General features: G+C 58.0%; 19 protein-coding genes. 2 read left to right on the top strand and 17 right to left on the bottom strand.

Annotation, left to right across the window (positions count from 1 at the left end; translation table 11 throughout):
- Positions 1–180: 180 nt before the first annotated feature.
- The 6 genes from QQL78_RS20985 to QQL78_RS20960 form a co-directional block, all read right to left on the bottom strand.
- Positions 181–1,671: an aldehyde dehydrogenase gene (locus tag QQL78_RS20985; RefSeq protein ID WP_274836293.1), complete on the bottom strand. Its 1,491-nt coding sequence runs from the start codon at positions 1,669–1,671 to the stop codon at positions 181–183.
- 98 nt (positions 1,672–1,769) lie between these two features.
- Positions 1,770–3,080, bottom strand: a complete 1,311-nt coding sequence (locus QQL78_RS20980; protein ID WP_274836294.1) for a TRAP transporter large permease — start codon at positions 3,078–3,080, stop codon at positions 1,770–1,772.
- Positions 3,077–3,601: a TRAP transporter small permease gene (locus QQL78_RS20975; protein WP_274836295.1), complete on the bottom strand. Its 525-nt coding sequence runs from the start codon at positions 3,599–3,601 to the stop codon at positions 3,077–3,079. The genes QQL78_RS20980 and QQL78_RS20975 overlap by 4 nt, the downstream gene beginning before the upstream one ends.
- A 70-nt stretch (positions 3,602–3,671) precedes the next feature.
- On the bottom strand, positions 3,672–4,643 hold the full coding sequence (gene dctP, locus QQL78_RS20970; RefSeq protein ID WP_274836296.1) for a TRAP transporter substrate-binding protein DctP: 972 nt from the start codon (positions 4,641–4,643) through the stop codon (positions 3,672–3,674).
- A gap of 111 nt (positions 4,644–4,754) precedes the next feature.
- Positions 4,755–5,828: a zinc-dependent alcohol dehydrogenase family protein gene (locus tag QQL78_RS20965; RefSeq protein ID WP_152007194.1), complete on the bottom strand. Its 1,074-nt coding sequence runs from the start codon at positions 5,826–5,828 to the stop codon at positions 4,755–4,757.
- An 84-nt stretch (positions 5,829–5,912) separates the two neighbouring features.
- Entirely contained in the window at positions 5,913–6,896 is a 984-nt protein-coding gene (locus QQL78_RS20960; protein ID WP_274836297.1) for a 3-hydroxyacyl-CoA dehydrogenase family protein, read from the bottom strand.
- Between the two features lie 277 nt (positions 6,897–7,173).
- On the opposite strand from QQL78_RS20960, the gene QQL78_RS20955 reads away from it, so the two are divergent.
- Positions 7,174–8,163 (top strand): LysR family transcriptional regulator, encoded by a 990-nt coding sequence (locus QQL78_RS20955; protein ID WP_152007193.1) that lies wholly within the window; start codon positions 7,174–7,176, stop codon positions 8,161–8,163.
- 80 nt (positions 8,164–8,243) lie between these two features.
- Here QQL78_RS20955 and QQL78_RS20950 read toward each other — a convergent pair whose 3' ends face one another.
- The 4 genes from QQL78_RS20950 to QQL78_RS20935 form a co-directional block, all read right to left on the bottom strand.
- Entirely contained in the window at positions 8,244–9,068 is an 825-nt protein-coding gene (locus QQL78_RS20950) for a universal stress protein (RefSeq protein WP_210385734.1), read from the bottom strand.
- 215 nt (positions 9,069–9,283) lie between these two features.
- Positions 9,284–10,522: an amidohydrolase family protein gene (locus tag QQL78_RS20945; protein WP_152007192.1), complete on the bottom strand. Its 1,239-nt coding sequence runs from the start codon at positions 10,520–10,522 to the stop codon at positions 9,284–9,286.
- Between the two features lie 20 nt (positions 10,523–10,542).
- Positions 10,543–10,842 (bottom strand): hypothetical protein, encoded by a 300-nt coding sequence (locus tag QQL78_RS20940; protein ID WP_040104531.1) that lies wholly within the window; start codon positions 10,840–10,842, stop codon positions 10,543–10,545.
- Positions 10,829–11,194, bottom strand: a complete 366-nt coding sequence (locus tag QQL78_RS20935; RefSeq protein WP_235872051.1) for a Rieske (2Fe-2S) protein — start codon at positions 11,192–11,194, stop codon at positions 10,829–10,831. Before QQL78_RS20935 ends, QQL78_RS20940 begins: the two co-directional genes overlap by 14 nt.
- 114 nt (positions 11,195–11,308) lie before the next feature.
- On the opposite strand from QQL78_RS20935, the gene QQL78_RS20930 reads away from it, so the two are divergent.
- Positions 11,309–11,761 (top strand): MarR family winged helix-turn-helix transcriptional regulator, encoded by a 453-nt coding sequence (locus tag QQL78_RS20930; RefSeq protein WP_235872050.1) that lies wholly within the window; start codon positions 11,309–11,311, stop codon positions 11,759–11,761.
- On the opposite strand, the gene QQL78_RS20925 is transcribed toward QQL78_RS20930, so the two are convergent.
- The 7 genes from QQL78_RS20925 to QQL78_RS20895 all read right to left on the bottom strand — a co-directional run bounded on the left by QQL78_RS20925 (position 11,758) and on the right by QQL78_RS20895 (position 18,979).
- Positions 11,758–12,696 carry an EamA family transporter gene (locus QQL78_RS20925; protein ID WP_096705142.1) on the bottom strand — a complete coding sequence of 313 codons (939 nt, stop codon included), beginning with the start codon at positions 12,694–12,696 and terminating at the stop codon, positions 11,758–11,760. The genes QQL78_RS20930 and QQL78_RS20925 overlap by 4 nt on opposite strands.
- A gap of 27 nt (positions 12,697–12,723) precedes the next feature.
- Entirely contained in the window at positions 12,724–13,167 is a 444-nt protein-coding gene (locus QQL78_RS20920; RefSeq protein ID WP_096705143.1) for a hypothetical protein, read from the bottom strand.
- A 13-nt stretch (positions 13,168–13,180) separates the two neighbouring features.
- On the bottom strand, positions 13,181–14,173 hold the full coding sequence (locus QQL78_RS20915) for an ABC transporter substrate-binding protein (protein WP_284376756.1): 993 nt from the start codon (positions 14,171–14,173) through the stop codon (positions 13,181–13,183).
- Positions 14,170–15,390, bottom strand: a complete 1,221-nt coding sequence (locus QQL78_RS20910; RefSeq protein WP_255301772.1) for a Gfo/Idh/MocA family protein — start codon at positions 15,388–15,390, stop codon at positions 14,170–14,172. The genes QQL78_RS20915 and QQL78_RS20910 overlap by 4 nt, the downstream gene beginning before the upstream one ends.
- Positions 15,347–16,285, bottom strand: a complete 939-nt coding sequence (locus QQL78_RS20905) for a PDR/VanB family oxidoreductase (RefSeq protein ID WP_096705145.1) — start codon at positions 16,283–16,285, stop codon at positions 15,347–15,349. Before QQL78_RS20905 ends, QQL78_RS20910 begins: the two co-directional genes overlap by 44 nt.
- Before the next feature lie 140 nt (positions 16,286–16,425).
- Entirely contained in the window at positions 16,426–17,571 is a 1,146-nt protein-coding gene (locus QQL78_RS20900) for an alpha-hydroxy acid oxidase (protein ID WP_099249687.1), read from the bottom strand.
- 127 nt (positions 17,572–17,698) lie between these two features.
- Positions 17,699–18,979 carry a Rieske 2Fe-2S domain-containing protein gene (locus QQL78_RS20895; RefSeq protein WP_040104545.1) on the bottom strand — a complete coding sequence of 427 codons (1,281 nt, stop codon included), beginning with the start codon at positions 18,977–18,979 and terminating at the stop codon, positions 17,699–17,701.
- Positions 18,980–19,064: the final 85 nt, after the last annotated feature.

The raw sequence follows: 19,064 nt of genomic DNA, 5'->3' as shown, positions 1-19,064 counted from the left end.
GATGTGCTCCTCCTATTAGATCCGGGCCGGTGGCAGAACGAGTTCCGATATTATCACCGCCCAGAGAAAGAGTATTTTTGCGACCTGCTCCAAACAACACTCATCACGTCGGCCGCAGGAGTTTATACATATGTGAAAAGCCTACGGGCTAACGGGTGACCCGTAAGACGGGACGGGCCATCACTGCATCACAAAGGGATTCTTGGTTTCCGCCTCGTAGGAGAGCCAGACCGATTTGGTTTCCAGGTATTGCTCAATCGCCTCGATCCCGTTCTCGCGTCCGAAACCGGATTTCTTGACCCCGCCGAAGGGCATCATCACGCTAGCAGCCCGGTAGGTATTGACCCAGACCGTTCCCGCGCGAAGCCGTCGCGGTGCCACCGTCGCGCGCTTGATGCTGGAGGTCCAGACGCCGGCGGCCAAACCATATTCGGTATCGTTAGCAATGGCATAGGCCTCCTCGTCTTCCGAGAACGGGATAACCGAGACTACGGGACCGAAGACCTCCTCCTGCGCGATGCGCATGTTGTTGCGAACATCTGCGAAGACCGTGGGTTCGATGAACCACCCGTTGCCGCACTCGGGTCGGACTGCTGGGCTGCCGCCGAGAGCACATCGAGCGCCCTCCTTCTTAGCGATGTCGATGTAGGACAGGATGCGGTCAAACTGGGGTTGCGTCGTGACTGGACCGACTTGGGTCGTAAGCTCCATCGGATCTCCCATCTGCGCGGTTTTGGCCGAAGTGACGAACCGTTCCAGGTAGGCGTCATAGATGCTTTCATGTACCAACAGCCGCGACCCGGCGATGCAGGTCTGTCCGGTGGCGGCAAAGATCCCGGCGATCCCGCCCGAGACAGCAGCCGCAAGATCGGCGTCGGGGAACACGATCTGGGCGGATTTCCCACCAAGTTCCAAGGTTAGCCGTTTGAAGTCGGCCGACGCATTTTTCATGATCTTGCGTCCGGCGCCCTCGCCCCCGGTGAAGGCGACCTTGGCTACTTTTGGGTGGATGGTCAACGGATCGCCAACCTCCTTGCCGTAGCCGGTAACCACGTTGAAGACCCCCTCTGGGAAGCCAGCCTCACGCACGAGTGCCGCGAATTCCAGGGCGGAGGCCGAGGTGTGTTCCGACGGCTTCAGCACAAAAGTACAGCCCGCCGCCAGCGCCGGAGCCAATTTCCACATCATCAGCATGAGTGGGGAGTTCCAAGGAACGATAGCGGCAACGACCCCCACAGGTTCCCGTAGTGTGTAGGTGAACATGTCCGGCCGGTCGATCGGCACGACTGAACCGGTGATCTTGTCTGCGAGGCCAGCATAAAAGTACAGCCATTGTGGCAGAAAGCTGACCTGACCGCGGACCTCCGCCAACAACTTGCCGTTGTCGCGCACTTCCACTGTCGCCAATTTGTCGGCATCGCGCTGGATTAGCTCCGCCAGTTTGCGCATCAAGGCGCCGCGCTGCGTCGGCGGCATCTGCCCCCAGGGCCCGGAATAGAGCGCGTCATGCGCCGCATCCACGGCGGCGTCGACATCCCGCGCATCGCACTTCGGGATCTTGGCCCAAGGCTCCCCGGTGTAGGGGTTATAGCTCTCAAAGGTTTCCTCCGTGGCGCTGTCGTGCCACTCGTTGCCGATAAATATCTGATACTTTTCCAGGTCGTTTTCCATGTAGAGCCTCTCCCTATTGTCTGTATTTCTATATCGGGACCGGAAGCTGATGCGCTCGAGACACTCGATCGCCGCTCCACGTCCTCGGAGCCGTCGCCCTAGAGCTTCGACGGCAGATACGTCGTCAGGCCCGGCGCCACAGCAAGAATGATCATCCCAAGTATGAATAGGGCAACGAACGGCCAAGCTGCAGCGAATACGGTGGAAAGCGATCCCTCGCTCCAGGCGCTTTTCAGGGCGAATAGTGTGTAGCCGAATGGCGGGGTGATCCCTCCAACCGTGATGTTCACCAGGAACAGAAGCCAGAACCAGATCGGGTCGTAGCCGAAGCTATCTATGATCGGTAGGTAGATCGGAATGACAATCAACATCAACGCGATCTGGTCAATGAACATGCACAGGATGAAGGGAAGAACCATCAGGAGCACCAGCATAAGCCAAGGGGAGACATCCAGTCCCACGATCCACGCGGTGAGTGCCGAGGCGCCACCGGAAAAGGCCAAAAGCTGACTGAACAACTTCGAACTGGCCATGATGATCAGGATCATCGCCGAAATTTTCACCGACCCGCCTAGCGACTCGAGGACCATCTGGAATGAAAGGTTGCGATAGATCGCGGCCGTCATAAGCGCGCCAAGAACGCCCATCGCACCGGCCTCCGTCGGAGTGGCGACCCCTGCCAAGATCAGCCCCATGACGGAGACGATGATGATTGTGAACGGCAAGAGACGTCCAACGGCGATCAGGGTGTCCTTGAATTCAACCCGGGGTGTTGCTTCCTCATTCTGCGGTGCCAGCGACGGATTGCGCCAGATCCGGAGGAAGACATAGGCCGCGAACAACCCTGCGAAGATCAGGCCGGGGATGATCCCCGCGATCAGCAATCCGGCGATGGACACCCCGGCCAGCGTGCCAATGATGATGACGAGCACGCTAGGCGGGATTAGAGGTGCGAGGCTGGCGCCGGCCAGGATCGTGCCGACCGACAGCCGCGCGTCATAGCCGCGCGCGATCATTCCTGGCAGAAGCGAGCGACCCAACATAGCCGCCACGCCCATTGCCGCGCCGGAGAGCGTGCTGAAGACAGTCGCAAGGACGATGGAGAGTACATACTGGCGTCCGGGTACCCGGCCAATCAGCGTGTCTATCGACTGAAACAACACATCGACCGCGCGGCTTCGGAACAGGAGTTCCCCCATCAGGATGAACAGCGGGATCGTCACCAGGGTGGAGTTCGTGGCGGTCTCGTAGAAGCTGCCGGAGAACATCCCGAAGCCAGCAGGTCCCAGAACCAGCAGCGTGGCGCCCATGTTCACTGTCAGGAAGGCGACGAAGACAGGCATACCAGCGGCCATGAACAGAAGCAGCAGACCGACTCCGGCAAGTACGGCGGGAATACCCTCGATCATATCGTTGCCTGCGTCTCGTGATGGGATTTGCCGCCGAAAGCGAGCCTGAGAAAGGCGAGGCCGGCATTCACCATCCCGAACACGAGAAAGGCGAACAAGATCCATTTGGGAAACCGCACGCTGGTGAGCGTGGCCGTACCCCGGTCGATCAACCGCAGCGTTTCATCCAGGAAGATGTAGCCGGCCCAGAGGCAGACGGCGGCACCCAACACAAACCCTAGGCGCCGCATGAAATCAGAGGCGCGCCGTCCGAGCACGTTGAGCAGGATCGGAACGGACACGTTGCCGTCAATCCGCGTTACGTGCGGCAGGACCAGAAAGATCGAGATAAGTAGCAGGAACGACACGAAGTCGCTGGCCCACTTGGTCGGCGCGCCCATCAGATAGCGCGAGAAGACCTCATAGGAAAAAATCATCACGATCAGGCCAAGGGCCCCAGCCCCTAGCCAGTAGCTCAAAGTGACCAACGCATCGTGAGCCCACAAGAGCGCTCGGCCCAGGCGGCGCAAAAACACACTCATCCCTGTCTCCGTACCCGATTGAAACTTTGTGGGGCCGCCCCGAGTCCGGGGCGACCACCGGGGAGGATCGTCACTCGCCGATCCCAGCGGTTTCGGCGATCTCGCGCATCTGCGCGATCTCGTCGGGATTCACGGTCGCAGCCAGATCCATGACCCCGTTATACCAGGCGCTCTTGAGGTTGGCGACGACATCATCCTCGAACCGGGTCTCTTGCATCCCCTCGGCGACGAGGGTCTCTTCCTCGGTGCCTGCGAGGCCGTCGAAGGTCGCCGAGGCTTCCACCTCGTAGGCACGTGCGGCGGTTTCGATCTCGGTGCGGGTCTGTTCGTCCAGAGCGTTCCAAGCGTCGAGGTTCATCAAGAGCATATGCCCGACCTGACCGAAGGTTGGCCGCACGAAGTAGCTCGACACTTCGAACCAGCGGTAGTTGACCGCGCCCACTGCCGGCCAGGCCGCGCCGTCGACCACGCCACGTTCGAGAGCCGGATAGATATCCCCGCCCGGCAACACCACCGGGGAACCGCCAAGCGCTTCGATCACCGGATGATAGAGAGGGGTGCCCCGGATGCGTCGGCCGGTAAGCCCGTCGCCGGTCAGGGGCTCCTTCAGGATCATGTGGAACCCGTTGGTATCGTAGAAGATCGCGATGAGCTTCAACCCGGCTTTCTGGTATTCCTGATCGACGAAGTCCCACATGCCCGACTCGTGGATCGTACCAATGTCGCCGCTTAGAGAATCGAGCGCCATGCCGAGTGCGATATCATTGTAGTGATATCCGCCATTGGTATAGAGCATATCGAACAGGCCCTGGGTCACCGGGTTCAGCTGTTCGAACGGCGGGATCGTCTCGGGCCCGAATCGCGACAGGCCGAGCTTGGCTGTCGTCTCCGCCTCCAAGTATTCCATGAACGGATCCAGCACCTCGCCGACGGCGGCGTAGCTCTGGTCCCAGCTCGCCAGGATCTTGGTATCCGCCACCGCAGCCGTCGCGAGCGGCGCCAGTGCTATGGATGCGGCAAGACCACACAATTGTTTTTTCATTTTCTTTCCTCCTCTGTTTTCCAGCCGCCTTCCGGCACCCTGCCCGGGCATCGCGGAAACAACGACTAATCCGGCTTTAAACTCACAGGGCCGCAGCGCGCGGCCCCCATCTCAAAACACGATTACTCCCTTTCCCCCGACCTGCTTGTCGAGCAGGTCGTAGGCTTTTCCGGCGTCCTCCAGCGCCCACCGGTCTGAGAAGATTGAACCGACGTCGATCCCGCGATCCACGGAAAAGACGCCGCAATCTTCCATCAGGTTAGTGGAGAAGGTGAACGATCCCGCCATGTTGATCTGGCGAAAGATCACGTCTGACGCGAGGTTGATTTCTGTCGGCTGTCCCAGTCCGACGAAGACCGCGGTGCCCCAAAGCCGGAGGCATTTGACTGCGTCGTTGATCGCTTGTGGTGCGCCCGATGTTTCCAGCGTGTAGTGCGCGCCCCGACCGTGTGTCAGTTCTCGGATTGCCTCCACCGCGTCCGTTTCAACTGGGTTGATTGTTTCGACGGCGCCGAAGCGGCGGGCCATTTCGAGCCGCTCGGGGCTGATATCGAGAGCGATCACCCGCGCGCCCATTGCCGCGGCGAATTGTGTACCTGATAACCCGACAGGACCCTGCCCGAAGATCGCGATCGTATGGCTGCCGTTGGGTTGGATCTTGCGCAACGCCGCATAGGAGGTGCCGGACCCACAGGCAATCGCCGCACCCGCTTCGAACGATAGCTCTTCGGGTAGCGTGACCAGCGTATGGGCCGCGCATTTCATGTATTTCGCGTGCGCGCCATGGGCTGTCCAGCCGTAAATGTCAGGTACCTTGTTTTCGCAGATCTGTGGCCAGCCGGTGCGGCATTGATCGCAGATGTGGCAGCCGGAGTAGTGATGGATCATCACCCGTTGCCCCATCTGCGCAATGTTCTGATCGACCCCTGGTCCGATCGCTACGACGACCCCGCAGGGTTCGTGTCCGGCGATTATGGGGCCGCCGTCGCGCATCGTCTCGTAGGGCTTGCCCTTGGCCAGTTTGCGAAACGCCCGGTCGTCGCTCGGCGCGCGGTAGGCGTGCAAATCACTGCCGCAAAGACCCGATGCCTTGACCTCGATGACCACTTCGCCCGGCCCTGGCGTCGGATCGTCGAACTCCATGATCTCGACTCGCTTGTCTCCGGGAAATGTCACACCCCGCATATCGCGCTCCCTTAACTTTATAATTCACCTGCCCTGGCGAAGCACCGGACACGTCGTTTTCCGCTTCTCGTTTCTTTGTTCGAACTAGCTAACGTTCAAAGAGCGAACGGGATCGGTCTCTTCGAGCCAGGCCAAGAGGGCACGCAATTGGGCGTCCCGCGTCTCGACGACCGCTTCGGGGCTGTTGTTGAACTTGTACCAGCCTTGTCCCGTAATCGCGCCGAGGTTGTTCTGTTCGACCAGATCTTCAAGCACCTTCCGACCCTTGTAGTTCTCATCTCCGGTCTGTTCGTAGATCGAATTGGTGACGGCAAGCGCGGTCTTCTTCGAAACGATTAGATCTTCAGTCAGAAGTGGACCCCACAGCGCGAGTCTCGGCCCGAGACTTAGCCGGACGGCATCGTCGATATCGTCGCGCGTCGCCAGGCCTTCGTCCATCAGACGATAGATCTCGGTCAGCATGGCGAACTGGATCCGGTTCACAAGAAAGCCTGGACGTTCGAGGATCGCGACACCGACATGTTCGATGTTCTGCACCAGCATGCGGCTCCATGCCACCAACTCCGCTGGCGTATCGGCCGCATGGATCAACTCGATTACGGGAACGATATGACCCGGAGTAACATAGTGAATGCCCATCATCCGCTCTTTGCGTGTCATTTGAGCGGCGATGTCGGAGATTAGGAAGGACGAGGTATTGGTCGCCAGCACCACGTTTTCCGGACAGATCCTGTCGAGTTCCGCGAACAGGGCCTGTTTGACTTCCAGGGATTCCTGCACTGCTTCATGCACGAGGAAGGCCCCTTCGATCGCGCTCGCAAGATCCGGCTCAAGTGTCACTCCGGCTAGCATGGCCTCCGATGCATCCGAATCCTCGACCAGTCCTGCCGCGATCGGGCGGGCCCGCTCCACGTAAGTGTCAAGCATGGTCTGATTGCTGTCGCAGATCACCGCATCATAGCCGTGATGCGCATAGAGTGTCGCGATGACACATCCCATGAATCCGGCCCCGACGACGCAAATCCTACCGGACCCGGGCGGCTCCGTACCGAACGCAAATTCCTTCAAACTTTCCTCCTCCCTTCAAATGGTATGAACCTTCGACTCTTCTGGACGACAGGCTTCTAGCCGACTGTTTCACTCGAGCCGCTGGGATTGCGGCGCGAGGATCAGGAATGTTCCGATTGTGCGATGCCGAGCGGTCTCGCGTCCAATACGCAAACGTCGACAATATATATGGTTACAGTTATGATTTAATGGCGGGCGTTCAATCAACTGAGGTGATTCCAGGATTTGCCCGACCGATTTATTGGGGTTTTGGTATGCTTCCGAGCCATCAGACCGGATGCCCGACACAGGAGAACAGGAATTGCGCAATGACCCACTAGAAGAACCGAACGACACGCTGTCGAAAGACCTTCTGCGGTCACGCAATCTCACGCTGCACAAGCTGCACGTCTTTTGCACGATCGCCAAATTCAACAGTGTAACCCGCGCGGCGGAGTATCTGAATATCGCGCAACCCGCAGTAACCGCCCACCTGCGCAGTCTGGAGAAGAGCCTTGGTGTCAAGTTGGTGCGCAAGGCCGGGCGAAACATCGAACTGACACAAGCCGGTCGCCGCACTCTTGCCTGGGCGAAGGAAACCATTCAGCGCAGCTCAGATATGTTTCTAGACCTCGCAGACATCAAGAAAGGTCTGATCGGCCGAACACGGATCGCTTCGTCGATGGTGGCTGGCACTTACAAGTTGTCTGAAACTATAATCGCGTTCAAAAAAGAATTCCCATCGGCCAGGATTTCGGTGTCGATGGCCAGCCCCTACCTTGCCACGGAATCAGTACTGCTTGGGGATTGCGACTTCGGGATCACTTTGGTTGATCACAATCGCGACACCTCACGGTTGGAGATCGAATTGCTCTGGCGCGAGCCGCTTTATCTGGTGGCCGCGATAGAGAGCCGACTGGTCGGCGATGTCGCTCATATCGATGAGCTAGGGACATTACCGTTGATCACCCCGCCGAAGGGGCAAATGGCGCGAGAGCTCATCGACGAGGTGCTGCGCGCCGCAGGGGTCGTGCGAACCAACAGCGTACTGGCCTTCGGGCATCCCGAGCCGATCCTAAATGCGATCCGCGCCGATGTCGGGGCCGGTTTCGTCTTCAAGAGCGCATTGCCGAGGGACCCAGAGGCGTCGGGGCTTCGCCTTGTGCATACACCAGACCTAGAAATTGCAATGCCACTGTTCCTGGTCTACGACAAGAAGACGGTGTTTTCCGCGCCGCAAATTCAGCTCATGGACCGCATCCGACAATCCTTCGCCGAGCCTGCATGATCATGTACAGAAGGCCCCGCGCGGGGGGGCGACACTGCGAGCCATGCAAAGGACACCCTCCGAAGGGCACGACGATGCGGTCAGTGGGACATGAACACCGGCACTTGGCTGCTCCTGATGACTTCGTGGGTAACGCCCCCGAACAGGTCTTGCGAAAACTTGCTGTGTTCGTAAGCCCCCATCACGATCAACTTTGCCCCCAACTCGGCAGCGGTCCGTTGAATAACGTCGGCTATGCCGTTCTTGCCTTTGGGGCGCTCGACCTGTTCCACGTCAACACCATGGCGTCGAAGGTGGGTGACAATGTCTGTTCCTTCAGGCATTTTCGGCAGGCTCGCGCCAACGCTCAAGATCGTGACCTTGCGCGGTCTCTCCTCCAAGATCGTCATTGCGTCGTTGAGCGCTCGGGCTGCCGAGCGCTTTCCGTCCCAGGCGACGAGAGCATGTGAACCAAGTTTGTCGGTGGAGTATCCATTGGGTACAACAAGGACTGGGCGGCCGCTTTGTAGTGCCATAAGATCTGGGTTCACAGCGCGAAATTCATCGGTAGGAAGGTTCGATTGGTAGCCTGTCACCACAAAATCAAAATTACGTGCGATTTCGGGCAAACTTAACTTTCCGATCTCGCTTGGCATAACAAAACGCGACCGTTCGGCCACTCCTGCCGAAGAAGCTTGCTCCTCAAAAAAGGCTCGAGCAGCTTCGATTTTCTCATTCCGCACATTTCCGAGCTTGTCGAGAAGTTCTTCGGTCAGGCCGAGAACATGTTCGAAGTAGGAAGAAGTGCTGCCATAAACCGCGGTCAGCCATGCATCGTGCTTGGCCGCAATTTTTGTCGCATGACCTACGCCACTCGGGAATCCAGCACTCCCGGAATGCGTAATAAGGATATTCTTGATGCTCATCTTCGCCTCACTGATCGAACGCTAAGACATGCTATCATTTGACTACTTAGATGTCTATGTTTTTTGCCGCGCTTCAAGAGATAGCTAGGTCGCGATAACCGCCAGACATACTGCGTGCCGTTCAAGCATGAAAGAGGCCACCCGGATGTTCTCCGGGCAGCCTCGCAGTGATCCGTATATGCGTGTCCTGTTGAAGACGGACGACGAGAACGGCGTCAACCTTTGGCGTTTGCCTCCAGTTTCCACTCGGACATAACTGGGTCAAGATTGAACAGTTTCTGCGCGTTTCCACCTAGAATGCTCCGCTTGGCCTTTTCGTCCAAGAACGGAAGATCATAGATCGTGCTCGGAAGATCCATATCCCAATGCGGATAGTCGGACGAATAGAGCAACTGCGATTCTGCGTTTATCATCTTGAAGGTGACTTCCAAGGCTTCGCGGTTGTCCACCAGCTCCATCGGCTGCGTAGAGTAGTACATCTCACGCATGTAATCGCTGGGTTTTTTCTTCAAGAGTGGAGCATCGGACGTACGCATCATGTACTCGTTGTCCAGCCGTTGCATCAGGAAAGGAACCCAAGCCAGACCACTTTCGATCCACATGGTTTTCAGCTTTGGAAAACGCTCGGGCATGCCGTTCATAACCCAGTTGGTCATGTGGATGATGTTACAGAAGCTGAAACCAAGCGCGTGAACTGAGATAAACTTGTTCAGCTGTGCCAACGAGGTGTCGGCCCAGTGATAAGCCGCGTGGAAGCCAAGAGGCATTCCATGCTCTTCCAGTTTGGCATAAATACGCATGTTTGCGCTGTCATGCACTGGCCGCTTGAGATACCCAGTCGAAAGGAACCCAACGACGCCTTTCTTTTCGGCGAACTCGTCAATCATCTTCTCGGCTTCGTGCGGCTCGTTCATGGGCAGATAGACCATGGATACGAGGCGATTGTCTTCTTCAAGAATGCGCTCGCTCAGCCAACGGTTATAGGCGCGGGCCATTGCCACCTCGACCTCGACTTGGGGGTGCGTTGCCAACAACAGCATTGGGGTTGGGAAAAGGCACGCCATATCCGTACCCATCGCGTCCATCCAGCGCCGTGCCAAAGTGATGTCGCGGTGTGGTTCTTCGGGGACAATTTCCTTGTTCCGACCCGCATAGCGCGTCACGCGCCCAGCCATGTCCTGCGAACCGATCGCCTGCGGAATAAGGCCGGCGCGGCCAACGTTACCGGCTGACAAGCCAAGATGGCGCATCACCGGGTCGTCCATGTATTGCAGGATTTCCGGCAAGGCCTCAGTCTCATAGTGGTGGCTGTCCACATCGCAAATGAAGAAGTCTTTGTAATTGCGATCTTCCGCTTGCTTACGTGCGTTCTTCAGCAGCTTGCTGGTGTTAAATTCCTGGATTGCCGGATCGTTATCCGAGCTGTAGTTCATCGTGGTGCCCGTTAAAGACATTTTATCTCTCTCCCCTCGTGTTACGGATTCAGCGTCTGCCACATGCCCAACTCGAACACCGCCATATCGGCAGCATCGAGAATGCCGGTCGCGGCGATGGCGACAGCTGTCGCCGAGACATCGTTGTCTCGTGGGAATGCGGGCAAGCCGTCATTGGTTTCGCGAAGTTTCGCATATGCGGTCACAGCGTGTGAAAGCAGCGCCTGAAGTTGCTCGGCGCGCAGGCCACTGCTTTCGGGGTTGCGAAGTGCATTCAGGACAGCATCGACCGATGCCTCCAGAGCAGGAGCTTCAGCGGTTATCTGGTCAAACTTCGACATAGACCTCTCCTCCTTTTTCCACCACGTTGTAACGTTTCATTTTGTACTTCGGATCGCCGACGGCTTCGCCCGTCGCAATCTTGAATTCCCAGCCATGCCACGGGCAAACGAAATGCAATTCGTCTTCGTTGAAGGTCTGCCGGAGCGCGCGCTGCTGGTCGTCGAGTTCGACGCAGACCTGCGGCATCTTTAGGCCTTCGCATACCGGGCCACCTTGGTGCGGACACACGTTCTTATATGCAACGATGTCTCCTTTGTGCCGAATGACCCCGATCTCGACCCCGTCGACCTCGCAAATCTTTGCCGTCTTGTCGCTCAAGTCCGACACCGCACATAGCAATCTTTCTGGCATTATAGCTCCTCCGTCTGTTGCCCAGTCTTGCTTCAAGTTAGTAAGATTGCCTTACTATAAGAGTGGCTTTAGAATTGTCAAGAAATAAGACATCTAAATTAGGGGGCGCAAATCGTGCCGCAATCACCTTCTAGGAAACGTGGTCTTGGGGCGTCACTCCGCCTGGCGCATCATCTTTATGGTAAGCTGCTGCAGGAGCAGTTGCGCGAAACCGGGCTCAGCATGGCGCAGTACATTCATCTCCGGTGCCTGAGAGAGGAAGGCAAACTAAAACAATCCGAGCTTTCCGGGTTGCTGGGCATCGAAAAGGCGTCATCTACACGCGTACTGGACGAGCTCGAAAAGCGAGATCTTATCACGCGTAACCGCAGCCAGTCCGACCGGCGCGTGGTTCATGTCGACCTGACTGACTCAGGCCTTCGAAGGATAGATGGCGCAATGAAATCTGCGCGTCTCGCGGCAGATCACGCCTCGACGGGATTTGAACCCGACGAGTTGGGTCACCTTTTCGCTGCGATGGACAAGCTTCTAGATAATCTCGCAAGCGCGTGTTGCCAGTCCCGCTAACCAAACCTTGGCGCAAGGGCGAGAAGTGTCACACCGGTCGCGGCTAGTGCAGACGACAGGTAGAATCTGGGACCCGGGCGCCGTTCGGTTTTGAAGATGTGGCCTGCGAGCCAGGCGGCAAAGAACATCTCGATCGAAGACATGATCGCGACGACGGTCACATCAGTGAACATAAGTGAAAAGAACAGCGCCACTTGCCCAACGGTCATCGAACTGCCAGCCAGCAGTTGCCACCTGCTCGGCCGCTGAATTCGCCAGGACAACGCGTTGCGCGATTTGAACCGGAACACCCAGGAGACCGCAAACCACATTAGACCCGTCATCGCACCGATGAAAACTCCGGCCAGAGGGTCCGGCAAAGTCTGCATCGCGAGCTTTCGGGAGACGAAAGAGCCGCCATACCCGGCGGCGGACGCTACGGCCATCGCCCGGCCCTTGTTCTTCTCTCGAGGGTCAGGATCTCCGACCGCCAAGTCAGAAGCCGATTTGACCGAAGCGCGTGACATCATGATTACCACGCCGCTGGTAACCAGGAAGAAGGCGATGACCACAGGTGTCGTGATGACCTCACCGAGCAGAAAGAACGCCAACAGCGCCGCAAACACTGGTATCAGGCGTCGGATGAAACCGGTCTCGATGGCTCCGGCAAGCTCTACCGAGCGGAACAGCGTAAGACGGCCGACAACGTTGCCAAGCACCCCGGCTGCAACGAAATAAGCCGCACCAATGAGCGCACCGAGTCCAAGTTCCGGCATCGTTGGGCCCAGGAGCAGCCAAAGCGCCCCGGAGACAACGGCGGTCATCAGCACAGAGATAAGAACGTCGTTGCCGCGGCCCTGAACCGATTGCGAACTCTTGGCAATGGAAACCGAACTCAAGGCGTAGCAGAACGCTCCGAACGCGGCCAAGAGGCCGCCGAACCCTGCGGTGGTCATCGCGCGTGTCGGCGCGGATTGTACCTGCTACTTGTCATGGGTCAGCAACTGATCCAGGAAGTGGTCTGAAGACATAACCTCGCGCATTGGCAGCGTCTCCTGCTGCGCCATCAGCTCGGTAGAATAGGTCAACCCCTGGCCGTCCCAGAACCACCAATAGATGATCTTGCCTTGCTTGTCGCGAATCGGCATCCGGAAAATCGGGAAACTTCTTTCCGAATGCGGAATGTCCGACCGTCCGGCAAGCGCGTGCTTCAACCCTAACCGATTCAATGCCCCCGTTAGGGGGACCATGGCCATCGGTGCGGGTTTTTCGGCCAATACAGTCACATTGTCGGGCCGGTGTTCGTAAGACCCCGGGAGGAACTTGACCACGGGAGGATAGCTCGGGTGGGTATGCGTGAGCTGTACGTAAGCCAGCCCCTTCGTTGTTTCGACCTCGACGATATCTCCGGGTGCGTACTCTTCCATTGTGGCGCTCCTCTTAAAGGCTGTAGGCTTCTAGGGTCGAGGGATGGAACAGTTCTTCGATCTCCACTCGGCGCGGCGACAGTCCCTGACTCGCGTGGTAATCCAAAAACTTGTTCAGGACATGGGCGTTGCCGCCGACGCCATAGCTCCAGGGGTCGTCACCCATTAGCGCATGCACGCGGTTGAGATTATCCTCGACGAAGGGCATCGTTACTTTCGTTGCAGAGGTATCCGACAGGGCCTCTTCTGCTAGCAGCTTCGATTGCGTGAACGCCTTGAGCAGGGCGGCGGGTAAGAACGGGTATTCCTCTGCGAGGCTGCGGCGCACCCCAAGAACATGCATGATCGGAAAGATCCGGGTCTTTTCGAAATAGGCTTCGGCCGTAGCGATGCTGTCTGCAAAAAGCCGACCTACGTGCGGATGCCGCTCGGCGAAACAACGCGGCCAACGCGGGCCGACGAAGCCGTCGATCTCACCGGCTTCGAGCATGCCATTCAACGTGCTGCCGACCGGCGCCTCTTCCATGCGGATATCGCCGGGTAACTGAACCTTGATCTTTTCGGGCCGGCCCGGCGTATCCATACCGCCGCGCACCCAGATGATGTCGGAGGGTTTGACACCGTATTCCTCTTCGAGAATGCCGCGCACCCAGACATTGGCGGACAGCTGATATTCGGCGATACCAATGCGCTTGCCCTTCAGATCCTGAGGCGTTTCGATTCCTTTGTCGGTTCGAATGTAGACAGAAGTGTGACGGAACGCCCGGCTCAGAAAGACCGGGATCGCGACATAGTGCGGATTTCCGCGGGCGACCGAGATCGAATAGGAGGACAACGAAATTTCGCTGATATCGAACGCTTCGTGGCGGAACGCCCGGAAGAACATTTCCTCTGGGGACATGAGCATGGGCACGGGATCGACACCGTCTATCTGCACTCTTCCATCCACGATGGCACGCGTTCGGTCATAATTTCCCATGGCAAGGGATAGTTTGAGATTGCTCATCCTGTTTGTTCCTCCTCATTTGTTTTGCATTGTTGCCGCAGGTCGACAGGTTGGCCGGTCGAGGCGGACTGCAGGATCGCATGGCAAACCTCCAGGCTTGCCAGACCCCACGCGCCCGTCTGGACGGGGGCCTTGTTCTGGCGGACAGCGGCTACCAGTGCATCGTTCACGGTTCTACGTGGCGCGGGCCCGAATGTCGCTTCGATGAAGCCACGCTCGGTGTCACCAAATACTTCAACTCCGTCCGGAGTCAGCTTTAGGTCGGCACGGTCGCAAAGCGCGATGACTGGGCCAAAATGCTCGTTGTGCTTTGCGTCGACCGTCTTACCGCTGCCGAATGTGCGCGTCGTCTTGAGGCGCGCCTCGTCATCGGGATCGAGGGCCATCAGCGCCCGCCTTGCATCGCCATAGGCGCCGGCGAGTTTTCGCTGCCCCAGCTCTCCGACGTCGTTCATCCAAATGTCGCTATCGAAATGGGCATAGCCCGAATAGGTGAGATTGGCGACGCATCCACCCTCAAAGTTCATCAGCGCCGTAAAGGCGCCTTCTGTTGGACGCTTTGGATCCCATGCCCCCGTCATGGCATAAATCTTCTCTCCCATGCCGCCCGCAAGCCGTCGGACCACGTCGATCTGGTGGATGGCCTGGCTGAACAGCACCCCTCCTCCTTCTTCGGTGCGCAGCTCCTCCGGGCGTCGGGGACGATACAGGAAGTCGGTGTAGTTAAGGGCCTGGATCATTCTCAGCTGGCCGAACTTGCCGCTCGCGATCAACTGCGCGGCCAGCTCGACCGGCGGATCGAAACTGTGGCTGGGCCCAACGATCAGGTGAACCCCCGCCTCGTTCGCGGCGGCGACCATGGTCTCGGCGTCTTCCATCGAGATCGCGAGCGGCTTTTCCACGAGAATGTGCTTTCCAGCGCGCGCCGCGGCCAGAACGTGATCTACATGCATTTGGTGCGGGGTGGCGATGTAGATCGCTTCCACAGATGGATCGGCGCATAGATCCTCGACAGTCGGATAGGCGACACCGCCGTATTGCTCTTCGAATGCGGCCCGGCTTTCCGCCCTCGGCGCGGCCGCGGCCGTGAGCTTGACGCGTGCGTCGGCATCAAAGGTGGGGACCATCAGCATGAAAGCCCGCCCCAACCCCGCAACTCCGAGGCGGACGGGATCAGAGGTCAAGAACCAGCCTCCCCGATAGCGCGCGGGATACACAAATCATTATATGGTCGCTTTTTTCCTCTTCCATAAGCACCATGTCGCGATGGTCAGCTTTCCCCTCGAGGAGGCGGGTCTTGCAGGTGCCGCATGTGCCACTTTCACAGGAGCTGGACGTTGCGAATCCGGCGTCACGCAATGCCTCCAAGATCGAACGATCTTCGGGCACCGTGACGGTTTCGCCACTTTTTTTCAGCTCCACTTCGAAAGAGACATCGTCTTGGCGCACCACATCGACGGGCTTGAAATCTTCGAAGTGAACTCGCCCCTCCGGCCAGTGCCCGGAAACGGCCTTGATTTCATCCATCAGCGGTTTCGGACCACAACAGAAGACGTGAGTGGCACGGGGCGTGACGAGATCGTCCCAGAAATCGTAGACTGCATCCGGAGCGCCGCCGTCATGGTGCACAATGATCCGGCCATCGAAATCTCTCATCAGTTCATCCAGATAGGCCGATTCCTCCGGACTGCGGCTGACGTAGATGATTCTGAGCATCTTGCCCTTCTTGTCGAGATACCGTGCCATCGACAGAATCGGCGTGATCCCGATACCGCCGGCGATGAGCAGGTACTTCTGAACATCGGTTAGCGGGAAATCGTTTTCCGGGAATTCGACTGTCAACTCGGACCCGACGGTCGCCTGTTCGTGCATCGACGCGGAGCCCCCACGCGAATTCGGTTCTTTTTTGATCGCGACAACAAATTCCTTTGGGTCGCTGCCATCGTTGATCAGCGAATAGCGACGCATCGCTCCGGACGGAGTTTCCAAGGTGATGTGAGCACCAGGATCGAAACTAGGGAGCACATCGCCCCCAACCGGCACCAGGGTGAATTCGGCGATGCTCGGGGTCAAGTCACGCCGTTTCTCGACGCGCATCTTGATATTCTCCATGAGGTCCTCCCATTTGGTCGTGATTGTGAAATTGTTTAGATAGCTAAGTTATGTGTGTCAACAGACCATGTGCTGCGCAGTCATCCTCAACCTTGGGCGAGCCATCGAGAACGTGCAGGTGCTACTAGTGGAGGAACCTGTTATGGCCGTCGCGTTTCGACGTTGACACCTGAGACAGCGGACACGGATCTTGCGCCCACAAAGGTCATGGTCCTCGTCATCTCCTCTTCAAGGATCGAAAGCGCCCGTGACGCGCCCGCCTCGCCTTGCGCCGCCAAGCCATAGAGCGGCGCGCGACCCAGCAGAACGCCCTTCGCGCCCAGGGTTAGCGCTTTCACGATGTCACTGCCGCGACGAATGCCGCCGTCCAGCAGAACCGGGAACTTCCGATCAAGAGCCGCGATGATATTTGCGAGTACGTCGATGGTGGCAGGAGCGCCATCAAGCTGACGGCCACCATGGTTCGAGACGACGATTCCATCCACACCGGCGCGTTGCGCGTCAATCGCATCTTCTGGGCACATGATACCCTTGATCAGCAGCGGGCCTTTCCATTTCTCCCGAATGCGGCGAACATGTTCCCATGAAAACTCCGGGTTCCGCTGAGATCGGGTAAACTCGGCCAGTTCTCTGTCGCTCGCGCTGTTTCCGACAAAGTCCAAGAGGTTCTCAAGTCTGGGACGGTGCGGCCCGAGCCATACGGAGGTCAGCCAAGCAGGATGCAGAAGCCCATCGAGAACAGTCCGGGGGCCAATGCGGATTTCGTGGGCGAAGCCGTGCCGCAGATCACGTTCGCGCTTGCCGCCCACGAGTGAATCGACAGTCAGTACCAGAGCCGAGTAACCGGCCGCCTGCGCCCGGTCGATCAGCGCATCAGCGAATGCGCCCTTCCCCCAAGGATAAAGCTGGAACCAGAGGGGACCCTTGCTCCTCCGCGCGATCTCTTCCAGCGTCGTGTTCGAGGCGGTCGAAACCGTGAAACCGACCCCAGCCCGTTCGGCCGCAGCGGCGAGGTGCAGATCTCCCTGGGGCCAGTAGAGCCCATTCAGCCCTGTCGGCCCTATGAAAAACGGCTTCGAGTATGTTTCCCCGAACAGCTCCAAGGTGAGATCGACGCTCCCCCCTTTGAGGATTCGCGGCGTGAGAACGATATTCGTGAAGGAACTGCGATTGCGCCGCAGCGTCACCTCCGATTCCGCGCCCCCATCCAAATAATCGAACACCACCCGTGGCAGGCGACGCCGTGCCTGCGCTCGCAAGTCTTCGATATTGATTGCTGTCGTCATAACGCCTGTCGCCCGTCGAGCAGAAACCGTCGAGGGAAGCTATGAAAGTCCGACGGCACCACGAAAAAAGAGCCGCCCAAAACCCCTTGAGGCTTTGGACGGTTCAGGGAGGAAACATGTGCGCAAGTTATTCGGCCGCTTCCGTCTTGCTCGACGTGTCTACCAGTGTTCGCCAATCGACGTCCTTAGGATACACGCCCTCGTGAGAGGCGATTACCCTTTGCGGAATCTTCGAGTCGGTGCCGATTGCCTGGCCACCTTCGGCGACTTTCTTTGCCGCATCGGCCATGAGCCGGCGGAACTCGACAATCGCTAGGTCGGAGGCCCCAAGAATGTCCGTGTGACGCTGCACGCGGCTACCCATCGAAACCCACATCACAATATCTTCGTTCGGAATGCCGTCCACGCCGGTAAAGTGGCCCTCTTTCATCCTTTCGCGGTCCTGCTTGAAGTCGTTCTCCAACGTCCGGAGAGAGCGCCATTTATGGTCCACGTCCTCACCCGGTACGGCATGGGCAAACTTGCGCCACTCTTTGGTGGAGGGAACGTTCGGTCCGTCGAAGGCTATGAAGTGAAACGCTGTCTCATCGTCATTGATCGGCACGATGACGCTGGCGACCCGGTAGTTGTTGTTCGGCGGAATCAGCGAATAATAGGGCGCGATAAATTCGGTGATCCGGAGATAGTTATGCGTCTGAGCGTTTTTGATCGGCTTACGGATCGCCGCGTAATGGAAACCGTAGCTCGTGGTTTCAGTCTGCATACGCGGAGATTTGTCTGTCGACGGGCGGTACCATGATTTGTCGTCCGCCGCGGCGCCCTCGACCCGTGCCGGAACCATATTCGAGGAATGGAGCGATGATGAATGCGCGCTATCGATCTGGCCCTCGTGAATCTGCGCCCAGTTGGCGGGCACGCGAATCTTCAGGATCGAAACTGGGGTGTCTTCGGTTGGCGCAAAGGCCGGCGGCTGGAACTCGGGCATATCATCTTTCTCGCCGAGCCAAGCCCAGACGAAGCCGCCCCACTCCCGCACGGGGTAGGAACGATGTTTGACCTTGTCCATCAATGGACTGCCTTCCGGCTCTGAAGACATTGCGACGACATTGCCTTCAACATCCATCTTCCAGCCGTGATAGAGGCAGCGCAGCCCACATTCCTCGTTACGGCCATAGACCAGAGAGGCCTTTCTGTGCGGGCAAAGCTCATCCAGCATTCCCAGACGACCCTTGGTATCCCGGAACGCGACATAGCTTTCGCCGAGAACTTCGACTCGAAGCGGTTTGCCGTCCGACTCTTCAACCTCTTCGATCAGGCATACAGGCGTCCAATGCTGACGCATAAGTCGCGCCATCGGGGCATCCCCCGTTACGCGTGTAAGCAGTTCATTCTCTTCGGGTGTAAGCATCTGGGCTCCTCCAATGGCATCCGACTCTTTCAGTGGATGAGTGGTTTTCGACCTCTCAATTATTCTTAGCTCTCTAAGTTTTATC

Origin of the sequence: Sulfitobacter pacificus (genome assembly GCF_030159975.1) — a bacterium.
Lineage (GTDB): Bacteria > Pseudomonadota > Alphaproteobacteria > Rhodobacterales > Rhodobacteraceae > Sulfitobacter > Sulfitobacter pacificus.
Note: the sequence above shows the minus strand (reverse complement) of the source record. Positions and strands in the feature narration are given on the sequence as shown.

Coding starts and splice junctions, on each gene's coding strand:
- QQL78_RS20915 (WP_284376756.1), bottom strand. CDS start 14,173: ATGAGCAATCTCAAACTATCCCTTGCCATGGGAAATTATGACCGAACG.
- QQL78_RS20935 (WP_235872051.1), bottom strand. CDS start 11,194: ATGCCAGAAAGATTGCTATGTGCGGTGTCGGACTTGAGCGACAAGACG.
- QQL78_RS20965 (WP_152007194.1), bottom strand. CDS start 5,828: ATGCGGGGTGTGACATTTCCCGGAGACAAGCGAGTCGAGATCATGGAG.
- QQL78_RS20985 (WP_274836293.1), bottom strand. CDS start 1,671: ATGGAAAACGACCTGGAAAAGTATCAGATATTTATCGGCAACGAGTGG.
- QQL78_RS20920 (WP_096705143.1), bottom strand. CDS start 13,167: ATGGAAGAGTACGCACCCGGAGATATCGTCGAGGTCGAAACAACGAAG.
- dctP (WP_274836296.1), bottom strand. CDS start 4,643: ATGAAAAAACAATTGTGTGGTCTTGCCGCATCCATAGCACTGGCGCCG.
- QQL78_RS20895 (WP_040104545.1), bottom strand. CDS start 18,979: ATGCTTACACCCGAAGAGAATGAACTGCTTACACGCGTAACGGGGGAT.
- QQL78_RS20900 (WP_099249687.1), bottom strand. CDS start 17,571: ATGACGACAGCAATCAATATCGAAGACTTGCGAGCGCAGGCACGGCGT.
- QQL78_RS20940 (WP_040104531.1), bottom strand. CDS start 10,842: ATGTCGAAGTTTGACCAGATAACCGCTGAAGCTCCTGCTCTGGAGGCA.
- QQL78_RS20905 (WP_096705145.1), bottom strand. CDS start 16,285: ATGGAGAATATCAAGATGCGCGTCGAGAAACGGCGTGACTTGACCCCG.
- QQL78_RS20925 (WP_096705142.1), bottom strand. CDS start 12,696: ATGACCACCGCAGGGTTCGGCGGCCTCTTGGCCGCGTTCGGAGCGTTC.
- QQL78_RS20950 (WP_210385734.1), bottom strand. CDS start 9,068: ATGAGCATCAAGAATATCCTTATTACGCATTCCGGGAGTGCTGGATTC.
- QQL78_RS20980 (WP_274836294.1), bottom strand. CDS start 3,080: ATGATCGAGGGTATTCCCGCCGTACTTGCCGGAGTCGGTCTGCTGCTT.
- QQL78_RS20945 (WP_152007192.1), bottom strand. CDS start 10,522: ATGTCTTTAACGGGCACCACGATGAACTACAGCTCGGATAACGATCCG.
- QQL78_RS20975 (WP_274836295.1), bottom strand. CDS start 3,601: ATGAGTGTGTTTTTGCGCCGCCTGGGCCGAGCGCTCTTGTGGGCTCAC.
- QQL78_RS20955 (WP_152007193.1), top strand. CDS start 7,174: ATGCCCGACACAGGAGAACAGGAATTGCGCAATGACCCACTAGAAGAA.